Source organism: Dictyobacter vulcani, from assembly GCF_008974265.1.
GTDB classification, from domain to species: Bacteria; Chloroflexota; Ktedonobacteria; order Ktedonobacterales; family Ktedonobacteraceae; genus Dictyobacter; species Dictyobacter vulcani.
Genome location: NZ_BKZW01000001.1, coordinates 2,075,825 through 2,095,411, shown reverse-complemented (window position 1 = coordinate 2,095,411; position 19,587 = coordinate 2,075,825). Strand labels below are relative to the sequence as shown.

General features: G+C 51.1%; 13 protein-coding genes. 3 read left to right on the top strand and 10 right to left on the bottom strand.

Annotated elements, in window-relative coordinates; genetic code table 11:
- Window positions 1-232: 232 nt before the first annotated feature.
- From KDW_RS08800 to KDW_RS08785, 4 genes are all read right to left on the bottom strand, one after another.
- A complete protein-coding gene (locus KDW_RS08800) occupies window positions 233-1,279 on the bottom strand; it encodes a helix-turn-helix domain-containing protein (RefSeq protein ID WP_162005063.1) in 1,047 nt (348 codons plus the stop codon).
- A 106-nt stretch (window positions 1,280-1,385) separates the two neighbouring features.
- Window positions 1,386-2,267 (bottom strand): ABC transporter ATP-binding protein, encoded by an 882-nt coding sequence (locus KDW_RS08795; RefSeq protein WP_151755618.1) that lies wholly within the window; start codon window positions 2,265-2,267, stop codon window positions 1,386-1,388.
- Between the two features lie 139 nt (window positions 2,268-2,406).
- Window positions 2,407-3,189, bottom strand: coding sequence for an ABC transporter permease (locus KDW_RS08790; RefSeq protein ID WP_151755617.1), 783 nt, complete (start codon window positions 3,187-3,189; stop codon window positions 2,407-2,409).
- Between the two features lie 33 nt (window positions 3,190-3,222).
- Window positions 3,223-3,936 carry a hypothetical protein gene (locus tag KDW_RS08785; RefSeq protein ID WP_151755616.1) on the bottom strand — a complete coding sequence of 238 codons (714 nt, stop codon included), beginning with the start codon at window positions 3,934-3,936 and terminating at the stop codon, window positions 3,223-3,225.
- 217 nt (window positions 3,937-4,153) lie between these two features.
- On the opposite strand from KDW_RS08785, the gene KDW_RS08780 reads away from it, so the two are divergent.
- A complete protein-coding gene (locus KDW_RS08780) occupies window positions 4,154-5,602 on the top strand; it encodes a sensor histidine kinase (RefSeq protein ID WP_151755615.1) in 1,449 nt (482 codons plus the stop codon).
- Window positions 5,603-5,619: 17 nt separating this feature from the next.
- Entirely contained in the window at window positions 5,620-6,282 is a 663-nt protein-coding gene (locus KDW_RS08775) for a response regulator (RefSeq protein WP_151755614.1), read from the top strand.
- A 54-nt stretch (window positions 6,283-6,336) separates the two neighbouring features.
- On the opposite strand, the gene KDW_RS08770 is transcribed toward KDW_RS08775, so the two are convergent.
- The 6 genes from KDW_RS08770 to KDW_RS08745 all read right to left on the bottom strand — a co-directional run bounded on the left by KDW_RS08770 (window position 6,337) and on the right by KDW_RS08745 (window position 16,078).
- Window positions 6,337-7,338, bottom strand: coding sequence for a Gfo/Idh/MocA family protein (locus KDW_RS08770; RefSeq protein ID WP_151755613.1), 1,002 nt, complete (start codon window positions 7,336-7,338; stop codon window positions 6,337-6,339).
- 35 nt (window positions 7,339-7,373) lie between these two features.
- Entirely contained in the window at window positions 7,374-8,417 is a 1,044-nt protein-coding gene (locus tag KDW_RS08765; protein WP_151755612.1) for a helix-turn-helix transcriptional regulator, read from the bottom strand.
- A gap of 107 nt (window positions 8,418-8,524) precedes the next feature.
- Window positions 8,525-9,547 carry a Gfo/Idh/MocA family protein gene (locus KDW_RS08760; RefSeq protein ID WP_151755611.1) on the bottom strand — a complete coding sequence of 341 codons (1,023 nt, stop codon included), beginning with the start codon at window positions 9,545-9,547 and terminating at the stop codon, window positions 8,525-8,527.
- A gap of 157 nt (window positions 9,548-9,704) precedes the next feature.
- Entirely contained in the window at window positions 9,705-11,999 is a 2,295-nt protein-coding gene (locus KDW_RS08755; RefSeq protein WP_151755610.1) for a transglycosylase domain-containing protein, read from the bottom strand.
- 441 nt (window positions 12,000-12,440) lie between these two features.
- The gene (locus tag KDW_RS08750) at window positions 12,441-15,056 is read right to left on the bottom strand and encodes a transglycosylase domain-containing protein (protein ID WP_151755609.1); all 2,616 of its coding nucleotides are present in this window, start codon (window positions 15,054-15,056) and stop codon (window positions 12,441-12,443) included.
- A 389-nt stretch (window positions 15,057-15,445) separates the two neighbouring features.
- The gene (locus tag KDW_RS08745) at window positions 15,446-16,078 is read right to left on the bottom strand and encodes a helix-turn-helix domain-containing protein (RefSeq protein ID WP_151755608.1); all 633 of its coding nucleotides are present in this window, start codon (window positions 16,076-16,078) and stop codon (window positions 15,446-15,448) included.
- A gap of 408 nt (window positions 16,079-16,486) precedes the next feature.
- On the opposite strand from KDW_RS08745, the gene KDW_RS08740 reads away from it, so the two are divergent.
- Window positions 16,487-19,582 (top strand): ABC transporter permease, encoded by a 3,096-nt coding sequence (locus KDW_RS08740; RefSeq protein ID WP_151755607.1) that lies wholly within the window; start codon window positions 16,487-16,489, stop codon window positions 19,580-19,582.
- The last annotated feature ends 5 nt before the right edge of the window (window positions 19,583-19,587 follow it).

The following is a 19,587-nucleotide window of genomic DNA, read 5'->3' as shown; positions in this document are numbered from 1 at the left end:
TACTTTTCACGTAAGCCTTTTTCTGGACGAGATTGACGAAAGCATCTAAGCCGATCAGAGGCCCAGTGACTTCAAAGGATCAAGAGAGGTAAAACGTGTAGGTTCGACCCAAAGGGTCGAACCTACACGTTTTACCTCTCTTGATCCTTTGAGAAGGTATTCCTTCACCGTCATGCTATCATTTCAGCCATTCAATCCCTTAAGTGAAACGTATTAGCCTTAAAGGCTGCCGCTACGGCCATGTCCATACGCGGGCATCTTTAAATGAGGCTTCTCCTGATCCAGTGTATAGGGATCCGGCCAGTACGCCGATTGCGCCGTGTGTATAACCACTATCCTGGAGCGAGGTGAGCTGTTGGTGGTTTATATAGATGGCCATGCGATCATCCTGAGCTACGACTGCAAGCAAGTTGTGCGCGTTTAATCCACCATTAAAATTCCGGCTGTTCCCCTGATCCAATAAAATGGCATGCTCGATGCTATGGTCTGTGAAGCGATAGAGCCAGTAGTTGCCATTGGTGTGGATGCGGAAAACATAATAGTGTCCATCAATACCATTTTCGGCACGGAAGACGATCCCCCCGAAATCACCTTGCCGAATGGTCATATAGACCTCATAGGCAAAGTTTTTGTAATCGGTTTTTTGTGCCATACAGGCGTGGAAGCGGCCTGTTTGTGGCTGAAACGCTACATATTCACCATTCTTAAAGAGGCAATTGGCCTGTAATTCATTGGTGCCTTCCTGCCAGTTGATGCTACTGTCCTGCCGTTGTAAGCTATCATCAAGGACCAACCGGCCGGTATTGGCGACATAAGGATTTGGTGCTCCAAAGCTGATAAAGCCCGTCGTGTATGCGATGAGGAAGCTAGCGCCTATCAGGCTTACACAGAGGAGGAGCGCGATGAGCCAGAATTTTCTCCGGCGCGGTGGTCTGGTGATGATCTGCTGAGAAATTGCAACTTCCGCCTGCTGTGGCATGATCTCACGGTTGATTATAACGGTTGGAATTTCACTTTCCGGATCCTCTAGCGACGTGGCTGCTGGATGTGGTGGTTCCGGTGTGAGGGTGAGCAGCCCCAGTTCATGGGCATCCATATCCAGTAGTGAACAGAGTCTCTCGCGAAAATAGGCGGAAGGGAACGAGATGTTGCGTTCCCAGGAACTGATGCGATTAGGTGTTGTGCCCAGTTCCTCGGCCATCCGGGCCTGCGACCAGCCCCGGACCTCGCGCTGATATTTTAAGATCTCATGAAACGCACCGTGCTGCCTGGTATCCATCCTGTGCACCAACTTTGCTCTATAATCTTGTCGATTAATCATTCCTGAAATGTATAACGTATACACATTCTCTAAAGTCAATTATACCTATTTCAGGCAGGATTATCTATCCCTGTTGCTCCGTTTGCTGCATAAACCAGACGTAGCCATCTTCAAGTCCTGGCTCAGCAGGCGTGGCCTGGTAGTGCGCATCTGGTGTGCCAACGACGCGATACTGGCTGCTGTTCTGCATATGGATGGTTGAGACAATCGTAAAGTTGCCTTCTGGTCGTGTTTTGTCAGTAGTGGTGATATTCCACACATGGCCCTGTGTATGCTGCAGCATCTCGAAGACGGTGCCCTGGAAGATGTTCTGGCCCGCTTTCATCATCGCGATATTACTGCAGGTCTGCGCGATATCCTCAACAATATGGGTGGAGAGCAGAACTGTGCGCTCGCCCGCCAGATCTGAGAGCAGGTTACGGAAGCGGATGCGCTCCTCTGGATCCAGGCCGGCTGTTGGTTCATCGACGATCAGGAATTTGGGATCGTTGAGCAGGGCCTGCGCGATGCCTGCGCGGCGCTTCATACCACCAGAATAAGTCTTTAATTTACGGTTGGCCACATGCTTTAAGGCTACCATTTCCAGTAGCTGCTCTACGCGTTGTTTACGTGCTTTGGGGTCGCGCAGACCTTTGAGCAGCGCCACATAATCCAGAAATTCCTGCGCACTCAGATCAGGATATACGCCCAGCTCCTGGGGTAAGTAGCCCAGAATATTCTGTATCGACTGGCGGCCGTGCTCGGTGCTTGCATCATATTCGCCAACCCTGATTGAGCCATCTGTCGGCTGCAAAATACCAGCCAGGATACGCATCAACGTGGTCTTACCAGCTCCATTGGGTCCAAGCAGACCAAACATCCCATTGGGGATCTCCAGGGAGAGATTATTTAAAGCGTGTACATTGCCATGATAGACTTTGTTGAGTTTCTCAATTTTAATCTGCATAATCGTACTATCCTTTCCTGACCAGGCGTTTTTTCTTGTTGTATTAGCTATAGCATACCGGTTAGCGCGGTGAATGGGATGCGGCTAGAGCCCTGTTCTTCTGATAGGTCTGCGGTACTGTTGTCTGTGATCTGCAGACCTATTGTCGGGCCTGTTGCCAGCGTTGATAGCTGTTTAAGGCCAGTATCAGTAACACTGAGAGTACTAATAAAAGCACCATACTGGCCAGTCCCTGGAAGGCGTTGGCACGATCAACGGGAAAGACTGTGACGCCAAAGAAGCCGCGACTCATATAACCGCCAGCTGGCGTCAGGATGGTGTCACTGATGGTTGGGATGCCTCTGGGTTTATAGAGATTACCCCAGAACCAGTAACCAACGAACAAAAATTGGAAAACAGGCACCCAGATCAGTGCAGGCACGACTGTCGCAATGGCCCCCACAAAGAGCATGCCAGGCAGGACAATGGTCGCAAAGGTCATGATTGCCAGCAGAAAGACCTGCGCATTCAAGGTTTGCGCAAAGATGACCAGGATGCCCAGCAGGTAGAAGATGACAATTGGCAGTAGCGTGGCGAATGTGTTGCCGAGATACTTACCAAACAGTCTGGCTCCAGAGGAGCCTGGGAGCGTGCTCAGGATCTCCTGGACGTGGATGCGATTGTCGCGTGGCAGGCGATCGGCAATCATGATGGCGACCGCTACTGGTAACAGATAGTTGACAAGGTTGGTCCAATAGGCTGTCGTGGCCAGTAACGGTGCATTTTTTAGATGGAGCACCAGATCAAGTACTCCCGGCGTCCGAAACATAAAGCCCAGCATGATCAGCTCAATAAGCCCCATTGTAATCCAGAGCCAGGGACGACGCACCTGCATGCGGAACTCATATTTCCAGGCTCCATAGAAGGTTGCAAGTTTATACATCGCTTGTTTTTCCTTTCCCGTTGTCAGACTGCTTTATTCAGCACTGGCACTTTTCAGTAAGCTTTCGGTGTTGCGTAGCAACCACCAGTTGATTGGCAGGAGTATCAGCGCCATCACCAACAACTCCAGGCGATTGCTAAGCCAGAATGAAGCCTCGGGCATGAGTGTTGTGGGAAAAAGCACCAGCGGTTGCAGCCAGGGATTGGTCGGCAGCAGATTCTTAATGAACAGCGCCTCCAGGATCCATAGTCCTCCCAGGACGGCACCGCTGGCAGAGATACTATGGGTGAGTAGGGTGATACAAAAGCCGACACTCATAAACCAGAGCAGCGGTGCCAGCCAGATCAATTGTCCGCCTAGCCATTGCATGGGCAACGCCCAGGAATGAAGCTGTGCAGGTTGGTAGGCGAGCTGAAAAAAGAACATGATGCTATTGGTTAAAAAGCAGACGATGCAGGCCCAGATGGTGACCAGCATAAAGCGGCGCATGGCGGTCTTTTGATAGCGTGTTGGTAGCGCCAGCTGTAGCTCCAGCGCAGGATCATACAGGCTGGTCGCGGCCACAATGGCGCCTACCACCAGCGGCAAGAACATTTCCTGGCAGGCGACCAGGGCATGCGACACATTGACACCCATCACATGTAAGATGAACCCCAGTAACGCAAACAGCAACACCACCAGTACCGGTGGCAGTATCACCTTCAATCCCAGCAACCGTAGCTCATAGCGTAGCAACTGTCTATCCATAGCTTTTTCCTTTATGTATGTATGCAATAAAACATTTTTTATCTTCAAGCTTCTTCATCTGTCTCAAGCATAAAGGCAAATGCCGCTTTTGTGATGCGTCTCCAGGCGTGTTTTATTAGCACTCCTCAGGACCTATAAGCCAGAAATAATGTGTTATACTGGAATTTATTGCTGATTTGCTGAGCTAAAAAGAGCATGTACTGGAGCAGAATATCTCATGAGTCTGTTAAAGCGACTGCGGCAACGCCTGCAATGGAAATTAACCCTTTCGGCCCTGCTAACCACTGTGATCACGGTTTTGTTAATCGAACTCATCACGGTACTGTTCGTCCTGAGCTATTTTTTCGCTTTTCCAACCCGGATCTGGGAAAATAATATGCAGAGCCTGGCCAATCAGGCGACGCCTTTTTTTGTCAATGATCATCCTGATCGTGCCGAGCTGAACAAGTGGCTACAGATCTCCAATAACCAGATGGCGACCGCCTATATTCAATCCCCCAACAGTTTTATCGCCATAGTTGATCAACGGGGAAACGTCCTGGTCTCGCGGGGCGGCAATCTCAATCCTCAATTGTCGGTCATATTATCCCCGGTGGAGCAGCAGCATCTTCGAGATCTGCTAAACGGAAAACTGGCAAGCTCAAACTGGTCACAACTGGATGGGGAGCATGTGGCCCTGATAGTTGCTCCGATCAAGGATGGTACGCAGATTAAAGGTGCGCTGATCCTGCGCTCGGATCAACTGGCTGGCGCGATCCTGTCGTCTAATCTTGGAAATTTCTTGCCGCTGCTGATCCTTAATCTGGTCGTGATTACGATTCTAGCAGCGATCACAGGCATGGTGGCTGGCTACCTGATGGCGCGCAGCTTTACACGTCGTTTCCAGCGTCTCTCATTGGTGGTGGATCAATGGAGTCGTGGTGATTTCTCGGTCCAGGCAACTGATCGCTCTGAGGATGAACTGGGACAGTTGATGCGCCAGCTGAATCGGATGGCGGAAAAACTGCAGCAATTGCTGAAGACGCGGCAGCAACTGGCTACCCTGGAGGAGCGCAATAGATTGGCACGTGACCTGCATGATAGTGTGAAGCAGCAGGTATTTGTGCTGGCCATGCAGGTTGGTGTCATCCGCATCCTGCTGGGACGAGACGTAGCGGCCGCCAACCAGCGCCTGAATGATATGGAGCAACTGGTCCGTGATGTGCAGAAAGAACTGACATCATTGATTCGTGAACTGCGCCCGATCGCCCTGGATGGTAAACAATTGGGGCAGGCCCTGCTGGCGTATGTAAGGCAATGGCAGGATCAGACCTGGATCGCCACTGATATGCAGATCGACGAATCTTGTGCCGTCTCGGCTGATCTGGAAGACGCGCTGTTTCGCATCACTCAGGAAGCCCTCTCAAACGCGGCCCGGCACAGTAATGCCTCCCATGTTAATGTCCAATTGTATTGTCGGGATGAGCAGGTGGTCTTGATGATTACCGATAATGGTAAAGGCTTTCAGCTTGATAAACTGGAGAAGCGCGGTGTTGGTTTGCTCTCGATGCAAGAGCGCATCCAGGCTCTGGGGGGAAAGATCGAGATTGACAGTAATGTTGACAAGGGCACACGGGTTCAGGTGCGCTGTAGCAACAAACCTGTGTCCATAAAAGCATTCGAGTAGCAGAAAGGATGCAAGCGATGCAAGAGGCAGCGATCACAGTATTGCTGGTGGATGACCACAAGCTGGTGCGGCAAGGGGTACGCACATTCCTGGAATTACAACCAGATATTCAGGTGCTGGCAGAAGCAGATAATGGAGAGGTCGCCATTCAACTGGCGAGCCAGCTCAAGCCAGCGATAGTCTTAATGGACATGATCATGCCGGGTATGAACGGCATCGAGGCCACACGGCGCATTCGTCAGGTCAGTCCACAATCCAGGATCATTATCCTGACCTCATTTCACGACGATGAATATATTTTTCCCGCCTTGAGAGCCGGAGCCATCTCCTACGTCCTGAAAGATGTCGGACCCGACGAACTGGCCGATACTATTCGCAAGGCGTCCCGTGAGGAATCCGTCCTGCATCCCCGGGTCGCAGCACGGGTGGTACAGGAAATCCAGGGCGTGAAAAAGGAATCCCATAACCTGGGTGAAGATTTAAGCGAGCGCGAGCTGGATGTACTGCGCTTGATTGCCGCAGGTCATAGTAATGCTGAGATTGCCGAGCGGCTGGTGATTAGCGAGAAGACCGTGAAGGGCCATGTCAGCAATATTCTGGGGAAACTGCATACCGCGGATCGCACACAGGCGGCGGTCTATGCCTGGGAACATGGGATTGTGCGTCGCAAAGATGAGTAAACTGGCCTCCATAGGGCGATCATCCAGACATGGATCGCCCTATGGAAAACTGGCTTATACGAGGTCCGCTAAGGTGACGGTACGTTTCTCTTCCACGGACTTGTAGGCGCCCAGAATAACTTTGAGGACATTGATGCCTTCGGCTTCGGTGTTGACTGGACGACGACCTTCCTGCAGGCAGGTGACGAAATCTTTGATCTCTTCAGAGAACGTGTCGACGCCCTCGTAAGAGATTTTCTGCTCCTCACCACCGCGTACTTTGTAGCAGAGCTCTTTGCCATTGCTATAGGCATAGCCTTTTTCTGCCACCAGTGAGAATTTCTCTGTGGTTGAGGTCGGCTCATAGGCCCAGCTGGTCACGATATTACCAACCGCGCCATCGGCAAAGCGCACCAATACCTGGGCGGAATCCTCACCATCCATGAATTCCAGTCTATGTTTGCTCAACATGGCGGTGACCTCAACTGGCTCACTGCTGGCCAGATAGAGGAGTAGATAGGTGGGATGATAGCCAGTATCGATCAACTCGCCACCGCCAATCATGGCGCGATTGCCACGCCAGCCGATGCTGTTAGGATCAAAGGTATGGTAGAAGCTGTCCGTGGTGCGGATCTCATAGACCTTGCCAAAGGTGCCTTCCTGGATCAGCTGTTTGACTCTGGCGACTGGTGGCATGGTCAGCTGATTGTGCGCACACATCAGAGTCACACCATTCTCGCTGACAGCTTTCTGTACTTCCTCTGCTTCCGCGACTGTCAGACAGAGCGGCTTCTCACACAAAATATGCTTTTTGGCTCTGGCGGCAGCTACAATTGCATCTTTATGTAAATGGTGAGGCAAACAAATATCGACGGCATCAATGTCAGCTTTAGCCAGCATTTCATTATAGTCGCTAAAGATCTCTGCCCCGCCAACCTCGGCGGCGCGCTTCTCAGCGTTTTCCGTCACCACATCACTGACCGCAGTAACTTTAGCCTGCTCAGGAATACGCAGATAGCCTTTAATATGCGGTGCCGTAATGCCCCCGCAACCAATCAGTCCAACTTTAATCGTCATGATTATTTTTCCTCCTTGATAGCTAAACATAATATTTAAAAAGTTGGTGTGGACCTCGTTGAGGAGGTGGCACCAGCGTCAAATTTATTGAGTCGTTGTTGTTCACGATACTGTAAAGGGGTCATGCCCATGCGCTTTTTGAAGACATAATGGAGGTAGCTAGCGCTGGAAAAGCCATGTTGTAGCGCCATCTGCTCAATTGTTTTATCGTCATGGGTCAATGTCATACATACCTGGGTCAAGCGATAGCGCTCCAGGTAGCCACTAAAGGTTTCCTGGGCCTGTTCATCCAGAATGCGCTGGAGCTGACGACCACAGATATGGAGCTCCTCGGCAACTTCTTCGAGGGTCAAGGGATGGGCATAATTATCACGAATATACTGCGTTGCCAGGCTATAGCGATAGGCATTCATATCTCGTGACGGTAAGGCCGTATTGATCTGGGTGACATGGTGTGCGCGTGCGGCCCGGAGCATAATCTGGATCAGCGCCTGCCGAATAGTAGAAAAAGCACCCAACTCGCGATCATGCCAGGCGCGATAAGCAGTCAAAAACCAGCTCATCGCATCATACTGATCTATTGTGGGATGGGCCTGCATGGTGTCTAGCTGGCGAATACACTCTTCGGCTTCGCCAACCTCCCAGCTTTCACCCCACTGGACCTCATGGTCCGTGTCCGCCGTTGCTTGATCCAGTTTAACTATATCGATATGCAAGCACAGCTCGTCCAATTGCTCGCAGGCATCGGCTTCTTGTTGATGAATAACCTGTGGACCCGTTAAATAGAACATCCCGGTATGAACAGGATAAGTACCATCCTCCAATTGCACTGATCCGGAACCACTGGGAATAAAGTGAAACTCATAGTCCCGGTGTTTATGGGCCTGGATGACATGTCCAGCCTCTAAGGTTGTCAGATGGCAACGCAGTACCTGAATACCATACTGTCCCCAGCGAAAGCGAATATCCAGGCGATCAAGCGCCCGAGGATCCGCCTGCATCAATTGAAATTGTGAAGGTCCCATCGTTTTTTTCGCGCTCTGGTAACGAGATCGCCCCAACCCCCTGGCTATAGTCATCACCACATCTCCTCTCAATATGACAGTTTGCCGTTCAATCGTGTGAGTGAAGCTAGCCGCGAGTGAGCGGCGTTCACGATTGTTTTTCAATGGCATGCAGGTCGTTTTTATTGTTTGAGCGAGGCAAGCTGCACGGCCTGGTTACTGTGGGCAGAGAGGTTAGCGGCTTCCATCAGAACTGTAAGCTCAATGGCGGTCTGAATATTTTCGGTGGCGGTCGTACCCTGTTGAATATGGCCGACCCATTGCTGGAACGCTCCAGGCAGGTCTTCAGGAAGTGTGGCGACGGTATGCCATTTGTCGCCGCCAGGGGTGCCTGAGCGCGTGCTGCGAATAAGCAGCGTGTCTACTGGCGTGCCAAAGAACAGGCTACCTTCGGTTCCATGAGCCTCAATACTGAAAGGCGAGAAGCGATTAACAAAGCCAGCCTCAACAATGCCGACCGCGCCATTTGGATAGCGCAGGGTCACGACCGCATTATCTTCGACCTCGCGACCTGTCACATAGCCATAGGATGCGCTGACACTTTCAGGCATGCCCAGGAAGAGGCGGGTCAGATACATCGGATGACAGCCCAGATCGATCATGGCACCGCCACCACACTGCTCTGCATTAAAGAAATGAGCGGGAAGCCAGCCCTGGGTATTCTCGCTGGTTGGCACGGCACCATTGTGAGAAAGTCGGACGCGCACCTCGGTCGCCTGTCCCAATTGTTGTTGTTGCATGACGCTACGAATCGCCTGGGTATAGCCAGCATTCATCCGTGGGAGCGAAACCGTCAATTTAACACCAGCCTGCTCAACGGCGGCGATAATCTCATTGCACTCATGCAGTGTCGTGGCGATAACCTTCTCGGTGAAAATATGTTTGCCCGCCTGAGCGGCCGCGATCATCACGTCCCGGTGCATATTGGTGGGAGTATCAACAATGACCGCATCTATATCATCCTGAGCCAGTAATTCAGCTAAATTTTCGTAGAAGGGCACACCCAATTCCTGCGCCTGCTGGCGGCCCCTGTCAGGTTCTTCATCCCAGGCAGCAACAATTTGTGTATCCGGATGTTCTAGCGCCTGTCGCTTATAGTCTCGCGCATGGACATGCCAGAAGCTCAACATTGCAACACGAATCATCACTCTTCTCCTTTGAAATTGCGACTGATAACTAATGGTTTAGTGTAATTCTACAATCTGCTACAGCATTTTTACAATCTTATGTGGCGACACACATATGCGAAATTGCGACAAGCCGTAGCGGCAGCGACGAGCGCTGCCGCTACGGCTGTTGATTTTATTTGAAATGCCAGTCGGTGGAGATTTTACCTCCGCTGTTCTGGGTTCTCTTGACGAGCGTCTTTGGCGGTCCGGGGAAGGCGCGCAATGGCTGACCACGCTCGGCCAGTAACATGGTGTCATGCCAGATTGGACCAGCGCCGTCTACACCGGTCACGTTGACCATGGGCTGGTTATTGTTGTTACCCGCCCAGACGCCAACGGTAACATCGGTCGTAAAGCCCATGGTCCAGTTGTCGCGGAAATCATTGGAGGTACCGGTTTTGGCGGCCGAGACGCGGATCGGACCAGGCTTACCGGCGTAGCACTGTTGCATGGTGCTGGCATAGAGTACCAGTGAGCTACATTTACCGAACTCGTAGATACGCGAGTTGTTGTCGCTCAAGACGTCGGTGATCATAAAGGCCGTCTCTTTGCGCAGGACGCGTGTCCCTTTCGGCTTAAACTGGAAGATCATGTGCCCATCCTGGTCCTTGACGGTATTGATGGCATGAGGCGCCATGCGTATGCCACCATTGGCGAAGGTTGAGTAGGCCGCCGTATTGTCCAGCAGATGAATACTTAGTGATCCCAGAACCATGGTGTAGTTGGGAGTGCCTTCATAGGTTTTTATTCCCATGGATTGCGCGGTATGCAGTGCACTATCTACTGATGTTTTCAGTAGCAGTTTGACGGCTGGAATATTAAATGAGTTCTGCAAAGCGTAGCGCCAGGTGACCAGACCATGGAACTTATGATCATAGTTGGCGGGTGTGTAGGATGGCAGACCACAACACATTGTGACGGTGAGCGGTCCATCCACTACCGTGTCGCCCGGGCTGATGCCTTGATCAAAGGCGGTGGCATAAATGAATGGTTTAAATGAAGAGCCTGGCTGGCGATAGCCCTGGGATGCCACATCGAAGGCTCCATATTTGGGATTTGAGGGATCGATATTGCCGATCAGGGTACGAATACCGCCCGTGTGGTGATCCAGAACGACCACGGCGGCATTGGACATATTGTGGACGCGAGCCATTTCCGCAATATGTTTTTGTGCGACCTTGAGTACTTTGTTCTGCAAATTCAGATCCAGCGTGGTGTTTACGACCAGACCGGCACGTGAAAGATCAGCAATCTTGACATGCAGATCGCTGGCCAGTTCGCGTAAGGTATAATTGGCAAAGTGCGGCGCAATGCCATTGTGAAACGTCGCAGGCTTGAGGAAGGTGGGATTCTGCGCCTCTTCAATCGCGGATGCGCGCTCTTTGGCTGTGATATAGCCCTGCATATACATCTGCTGTAGCACTTCTTGCATGCGCGTTAACGCCGCTTTAGGATGCAACAAAGGATCACGAGCAATTGGTGAACTGGGAATACCGGCCAGCATGGCGGACTGAGCGATATCCAATTGCGAAGCCGCCGTCTGTTTAGGGCTAGACTTCAGACCAAAGTAGCTGTGGGCGGCCGCCTCGACGCCATAAGAGCGTTCACCATAGTATGTTGTATTCAGATACATCTGGAGAATCTGCTCTTTGGTGTAGTAACGCGATATATCTGGCGCCAGGATGATTTCTTGTAGTTTACGTAATACGGTGGCCTGATTGCCTACAATGGCGTTTTTAATCAACTGTTGCGTGATCGTACTACCGCCAGAGACCACTTTCTTGGTGGTCAGATTCTCAATGGCTGCACGTGCGATGCCAGTGATATCATAACCAGGATTATTATAGAAGTATTGATCCTCGATGGCGATTTCAGCATGTTGTAGATGAGGTGAAATCTTGTCCAGAGGCACACTGGTCTGCATCCCTTGATCCAGGGACTGAAAGATCAGATTGCCTCTGGCATCATAAATTTTTGTGTTGTCCTTTGGCAGCACATCCTCAAGCGTCGTGATTTTATCACCAAACTTTTTATGGGTGGCATTGATAAAGCCAACAACTGTGACAAAGATAAGCATCACCACCAGGAAGACAGAGAAGATGCTGATTGCCAATGGCAAGAGGGCTCGTGTGCCGATGCGATCACTTCTGGTAATGTTATGAATGGTCTGACGAAGATTTTTGCGCTTGATGTGACGCCGCGTGCGCCAGCCAGCAGGCCGAATTGGTTGTTGTGGAACCAGGTAATTCACTCCAGGTGCAGGACGTTCCGGAACATCATTCATCCTCTGCGCGACCGCGGCCGGACTATGCGTGGGCATTTTCGCAGGTATTCTGGTCTGGGTCTGGGTTATATTTCCCGCTTTAGCTAATTCTGAGGCTTCTCCAGGCGTATTCGAGGGCTCCTCAAGATGTTTGTCGGTCTGCATGTCTGAACCTCTTTCTCCATCCACTCATCGCTAACTACACTACTTATGGCTCATCCAAAGCTTCCCTGCGTTCGATTCGTTTTGCTGGTGGTTCTAACCTACGCATATGATACAGCTAAAATAGCTGCTATTAAAAAAGTTATCTGTACCTAATAACGCTGTAAACGAAGCGATAGTAACTCGATAAAAGACAATAAATGTTAATATATTCAAACATCCTATTCTTCGTATCTTACCGACAATTATGCCTGTATATCGGTAATATTGTTGCTTCATGCCCGCCATACCGGCAGTACTATGATCTTTCACTTTTAAAGAGGGTATAAAAAGCTCTCCCTCCTAAGGCGGGAGGGGAGGGAGGGGAGCTTTGGGGACACCCCAAACCCCGGCAGGAGGGGCTCGACGCCCCTCCTGCACCACCCCTCTTTCTACCAGCTTTTTTTACCACCAGCCTTGATTGCTGCCGCTGGTCTTTGGGGTTGGGAAGGCAAAGCTAAAGTTGCTGCAATAAGGATGACTGTTAATGACTGGCGGTTTTTCTGCTTTCGGGTGTTCGGGATCCGTAGGGACTACGGTGGCAATGTTAGATGGAAAGGCGGTAGGTGCCTGGATAAAGCTAGGATAGTGGCCTGGTAGATACCAATCGGTGGTCCGAATGCCATCTGGATAGGTCATTTCACCTTTTTCCAGGCCGCCAGGATTGACAAAGTCGCGGATAGGTCTTCCCGCCTCGGCCTGGAGCATCGAGTCATGCCAGATGGGCGCTGCACCCTGCACGCCGGTGACATCATACATGGGGGTATAGTTATTGTTTCCAGCCCATACACCCATAACAAAATCCGTGGTATAACCCATGGTCCAGTTATCCCGGAAGTCGTTGGTCGTGCCTGTCTTGGCGGCGGCAGGCCGAATCGCGCCGCGATTGCCAGCATAGCATTGGTTGGTGCTATTGGCATAGAGCTGTAAAGGATTGCAATCAAAGAATTCTGGCAGGCGTGAGTTATTGTCGCTAAGAATATCGGACATCATATAGGCGACCTGGGGTGAGATCGCCTGCTTGCCTTCTTTGCTCTGGTGGTTGGAAGTTTTCTTCGCATAGGTCGTGACGATTTTCTCGATGACATAAGGCGTGAAGGTTCTGCCACCATTGGCGAAGGCACCAAAAGCTGTAGTGTGTTCCAACAGATTGACATCCAGTCCACCCAGCACCATTGAGTAGCCAGCCTCGCCTTTGGGATGGGTAATGCCCATCGCATTGGCTGTTCTCAGCGAGTTGGCAATACCGACATGCTGGAGCGTTTTGACGGCGGGGATATTCAGCGAGTTCTGCAGTGCACAGCGTAAAGTGACATGGCCGTGATAGAGTTGATCATAATTCTTGGGCTCATAGGTTGCTGGATTTGAGCCCGGTGGCATCTGAATAACCAGGGGCGTATCCGCGATGGCCTGGGCGGGCGTATAGCCCTGTTCGAGCGCGGTCGCATAGACATAGGGCTTAAAAGACGAGCCGGGTTGGCGATACCCCATCGTCGCGACATCGAACTTCCCATCGATGGTCTTGCTATTATAATCGATACTGCCCAGCAGCGAGCGGATCGCGCCGGTATGATAATCGATCAGCACCTCGGCGGCGTTGGTGATATTATGGCCCTGCAATTCATCAATATGTTGCTGCATGATGCGCTGGATTTTATCCTGCAAGCCGATGTCCAGCGTGGTATACACCATCAATCCTGAGCGCGAGAGTTGCGCCCGTGTCAATTTAAGTTGTTGCTCAAGTTGGCGCAGCACATACTGCGTGAAGTGTGGAGCCCGATCACCGAGATTCGGCGCACCTTTGAAGAAACCAGGTTTCTGAGCCTCTTTCATGGCATCATCCGCCTGCACCTGAGTGATATAGCCCTCACGCAGCATCAGATCCAGCACGATGCTGAAGCGATTCAAAGTTGTCTTAGGATGGAGCGCTGGATCGTAGAGGGCGGGAGAACTGGGCATTCCGGCCAGCATGGCGGCCTGAGCCAGATCGAGTTGGGCCGCCGCTGGCTTGCCGGGTTGATCAACCAGGCCAAAGTACATGGTGGCGGCGGCATCGATGCCATAGGCTTGATGGCCAAAGTAGATGGTATTCAAATACATTTCCAGAATATCGTTTTTACTGTAGTGGTTATTGATCTCTGGAGTCAGCACAATTTCCTGCATCTTGCGCAGGACACTGGCTTCACTGCCGACCAGCAGATTTTTAATTAACTGTTGTGTGATGGTGCTACCACCCTCGATGACGCGACCATGTTGCAGATTTTGAAGCGCGGCCTGCAGGATGCGGAAGATGTCAATGCCGGAGTTTTTCCAGAAATTTTTATCCTCGGTAGCTACGATCGCATTGATGAACAGAGGCGAGACCTGCTTGAGTGCAACTTCCGTATGCAGTCCCTGGTCCGCTAACTGTGAGAGCATGATGCCTTTGCTATCGTACATTTTTAGATTGTCGCGTGGTGTGAGATCGTGTAAGGACAGGATTTGTTGCTGATACGTTGCTCCTGTGTCGGTATAAAAGCGATAGGTTGCATAGGTGCCTGCGCCCGTGATGGTGAGCATAATTAAGAACAGTGTACCGACGATGCCGCAGATGCTCAGCCAGAAACGATTAAAACTATGTCGGCTTTGATGGCGTGCACTGCGCAGATGTTTGCGCGAGATATGTTGTATGACGTGTCTGTGGTGTGTCTGTTTGCCTGGTGCAGGTATCAGTTCACGCGATACAGGAGGATATAGATCCGTATCTGCGTCCTGGATAGGATATGTTCTGGCGGGGGTGACAGTGGTATCGATATGTTGAGGTACCCTACGCTGGCCTGTTCTTCCTGGCTGACGGTTATTAGTAGGTGGAAGCGAAGGAGCCGCCAGACGCTCATGGCGTCTGCGCTTCTGTTCCAGATACTGTTGCGCTCGTTCAGCTCGTTCCTGTCGTTTCAATGCACGCAGACGCGCTGCATCAGGTATTGAATCCCCCTGCCGTGGCGGTCTTGCATCTCCAGGATTTGGTGGTTCTAGCGCCATAAGAGGTACCCCTTATCTCTCAAAGAAATGTTGCAAACAATTCTATCTATATGTGCGCATTCATGAGTATTTATATGGCCTTATAAGACGAATTTTTCGTCACGGGCGCGGATTTGTACAGCGCTTCGATCATGACTGTGTCAAAAAACGTCTTATAAGAGAATGCGCTTTATGAATTGGAGCTCAGGCTTTGCTCAAGATGTCCCATACTATGAAAAAGCAATTGTGAACGCCGCTCACACGCGGCTAGCTTCGCTCACACAATTGAATGGCATACTATTTCTTAATCTATACATATAAGACGTTAGAAAAAGCCAATTGTCTCGCAACAATAGAATAATTTTGATGAAACACAGTGGGTACCAGAAATACATTTTGATGTATGCTTTTTAGCTTTGTGCGGCCTCGATCAGGGCGGGCAAAATTTCATTGGTGATGGCCTGTACCTGCTGAAAACTTGCGACCCAGAAGATATCATGATCTCGACCACTGCGAACCTCGGCCAGTTGAAGGATGCCTTCATCGATCAAGGTGCGGAAGTATAAGAAGGCCCGCACAGCGTCGGCGACCGGAACATGTGAGGCCCAGGTGATCGAGCCATATTCGCGTCCCAGTTCGATGGCTTCTTTTTTTAGATCATCAATATGGTGGGTATCATCGTTGAGGGCACGCAGCATCAAATCCAGCAAACGTCTACCCAGACGGCGATAGGCATCGCGGGCCGTTGTATCAAAATGTTGGTACCAGGGGAAGGTATCGAGGGTGCCATCGGTAAAAGCAAAGCGCACACGTCCAAGCACGCTCTGTACCAGTAGAACTGAGGCTGGATCTGGCTTGGGTACAGCCTCCTGACGTACACGTTCCTCAATGTCTGCACGACGAAAGCGGCGATGGCCGCCACTGGTACGACGCGAAGGAATCTCATTGCGATCCGCCCAGAGACGTACAGTTGCCGGATGCATGCCCAGCAACTCAGCCGCCTCACGCAAGCTGAGCCACTCCTCACCTGTGTGCGATGTCACCACGATACCTCCTGAGACTATGGGGGTTATTTAAGACGATAAGTAAATGCGCAATATGTAGCTTGATTGTATGGAATTCACACTGTATCGTCAAGTCTAAGGTCGAACTCTTCCGACATTGCTCCGTAAACTTCTACCTGCTTTGGATCCATTACATATGCAAGTAGCGAGCCAGATCGGTTTTCCCCATAGCACATCAGGGATTTTTTCCCTTATCTACTAATCTCGACCTTTCATTGTCGATTATGCAGTCCTTGCTACTTTTTCTAAACGTTCGCGAACAGACTTTTCTGGGGTAGAGAGTCGGATTGTGTGAGTTTTTGCCAATAAGATGCATTATATATATGTGAATATGTTTTTTTGCAATATCATCTTTATATCTGCTTTAACACCAGGAAGGATATTTGTATGCCTCGCTCTATGCCGAGAGGAAAGACTTCTGAGCGCCGATTGTGGCTGCCGGCCTTTTTGCCATTGGCCTGGTGGCAATTGCGGCGCACTAAAGGGTTGCTGACCATCGTTGGTCTGGGTGTGCTAACGGCCGTGGTATTTGTCTGTGTGGCTCCGCTGTATACGCAGGTGGCAATCAATGCTGGCTTACAGGAGGCTGTTAATGCGACCCCGGCAAATAGCAGTATCTCGATTGTCGGCAAGGATGCTGTCCCTAGGTGGGAAAGCATACAGGCGGTAACTGCTGGTTTTGCAGATATTGGCATGCGGCCATTTAGTCAATTGCTGGACCGTAGCAAAGATCAGCTACAGATCGAGAGTGGACAACTCCAACTGTATCCGCGCAATCCTGATGCCGGTAACGTCAGGCCTCTTCAGGATACAATGTTGCTCGAAGGCAATGATATGGTGCAGACTGCCAGTGGGAAGCATCTGACGTTGCTCCAGGGTCGGCTGCCGACTCCCCAGGTCAAGAGCTATACTGATCCCGATAGCACGATCGAGATAGCGCTATCAAAAGACACGGCGGCCGATCTACAGGTTTCGCCTGGTTCGATGCTATATACGCGGGCCTCTACCCGAAAGATAACGGCGAGTAGTATAGGTTCAGACTGGCATCTCATCCCTTTGAAGGTGGTTGGTATCTTCCAGAACATTGAGGGGCATGATCCTTTCTGGCATGGAAGTACACTGGATAAAAATTATGTGGCTGACAAGCCTGATGGACCCTTTATCTTTAAGGCGCTGGCCTCCAACGACGCATTGGTCTCGACGTATGCTGGTTTTATCCCTTCCCGCGATGAACCTAAGACCGCTCCGATCCCGGATACAGGTGATATTGATAGCGTGCCAGCGTCCACACATCCACTGCCGGAAGAGGGCAAACATCCGCTGCTGGATCCATTGACAATTAACTGGTATTTTTCCTTAGATCCGCAGAAAATTAGTAGCGACCAACTCGCGGATTTAGTACAGATGTTGCAGACATTTCAAGATCATCGTTATCCCACGAATATTTTGCTACTAGATTATGGGATTTCAGAGACCCATGCGTTTGTCCCGGTGGATGGGTTGACGGCGTATCAAAGTCAATTAGCCGTTTTGCAGATACCTGCTATGGGCCTGGTAATTGCGATCTTTTGTCTGTTGCTGTATTTTGTGGCTTTGATGGCTGATCTGCTGGTAGAACGGCAATCGGCTGCCCTGGCTATTGTGCGTAGCCGTGGTGGGAGTCGGGGGCAGGTCTTTGGTGCTTTACTGAGTCAGGGCATAGGTGTGTGCCTGCTGGCTTTGCTGTTGGGGCCGTTGCTCACACTGCTTGTGGCAACCGGACTGAGCTGGATTATGTTGCCGAGGCAGGATTATGCTGCGGTTAGTGACATCTGGCTGCGTTGGTCGCAATCACTGTTGTTGATCCTGCCCTATGCGGTGCTGACGGTTATCGTGGTGGTGTTGACGTTGACGGTGGCGATCTATCAAGCGACCGCGTTTGATGTCCTGGCTTTACGACGCGAGTCAGGACGTGCTACCCACAAACCACTCTGGCTGCGTTTTGGTCTGGATTTTTTTGCGATCGTGGTGATGATCGTGGGTTATGGGCTCTCAATCTATCTAACCGATTCAGATGTGCTTGATCCCCGGCTACGGTTGTTATTACTCTCGCCATTAGTGCTGGCGCGAGCTGTCTTTACCATTATCGCTGCTATCTTGCTTTTCCTGCGCTTATTCCCCTATCTGTTGCGCTGGTGTTCCTGGTGGGCAACGCGGTACAGTCGCGGGGCCGCTTCGATGCTGGCTTTTGCGCAACTGGCACGTTCGCCGCGCCAATCCTTGCGTATCGCCTTGCTCTTCGCACTGGCAACCGCCTTTGCCATTTTCGCGCTGGTCTTTTCCTCCTCGCAATTCCAGCGCACCAGTGATGTGGCGACGCAGACGGTCGGCGCTGATTTCTCGGGCACCTTTCTTGATTTGCCCGACGCAGCTGCGCTGGCGACAAAGCTTCAAACCTATAGCAAGCTAAAAGGTGTGCAGGGCGTCACAGCTGGCTATAGTGACCAGCTACAGGTAGCGGATCAGGAAATACATGTGCGTTTTCTGGCCATGGATGCTGATACGTATCCAAAGGTTGCCTACTGGCCTGAGAATAATACCTCGATGTCGCTACCACAATTAATGCAGCAGTTGGCGCAAGGAAGAAAGACTGAGGAAAGCGAAAAGCTGGTTCCGGCAGCCATTGATGAGTCTCTAGCCAGTAGCTATCATCTCAATGTTGGCAGTAAATTTGGCTTGAATGGCGCGCCCAGCGGGGAGGGTGTAATCTATTTTAAAGTGATTGCGATCGTTAAATATATTCCTACCCAGTCCCCTCCTGGTGGCGTCCTGGTTGATTTGCGGGCCTATCAAAAGGCCTACAACCGGGTGGTGAATATTGTTGGTAGCCAGCCTTTGTCATTAAATCAGCTCTGGTTACGTACCACCGATGATCCTGTCAGGCTGACAGAAATTCGCCATGAGTTGATCAGTGGCAATACCCAATTAGCCACTTTTACAGATCGTCGCCAGCTGATGAATAACTTGCAGAAAGAGCCATTATATTTGCAGTTGATTGGTGTGCTGGCCCTGGGACCGCTGGTCGCGCTGTTACTGGTGCTGATGGGAAGTCTGCTCGCTTCCTGGCTGCAGGCCCGCGATCGCCTGACCAATTTTGCGATTATGCGCGCTCTGGGGGCCAGTCCCGGCAATATAACCTCTACTCTGGCCTGGGAGCAGGCGATCGTCTATGCGGTCGCGATTATGCTGGGCGCCATCTTCGGGTCCCTCCTCTCATGGATGGTGGTGCCCGTGCTGGTCTTTACCAGTTCGCCACCCCAGCAGAGCGATGTCGACGCGTTTTATCTGGCCCAGAGTATTCCTCCTGTACAGATTGTGGTGCCGGCCTTGTTAGGGATCGGCCTGGCTATCCTGGTTATGATCTGTGTACTGGCTCTGGGTATGATGTTGCGCATGATCACCAGACCTTCGTTGGCCATGACCTTGCGTATTAGCGAAGATTAGAGAGA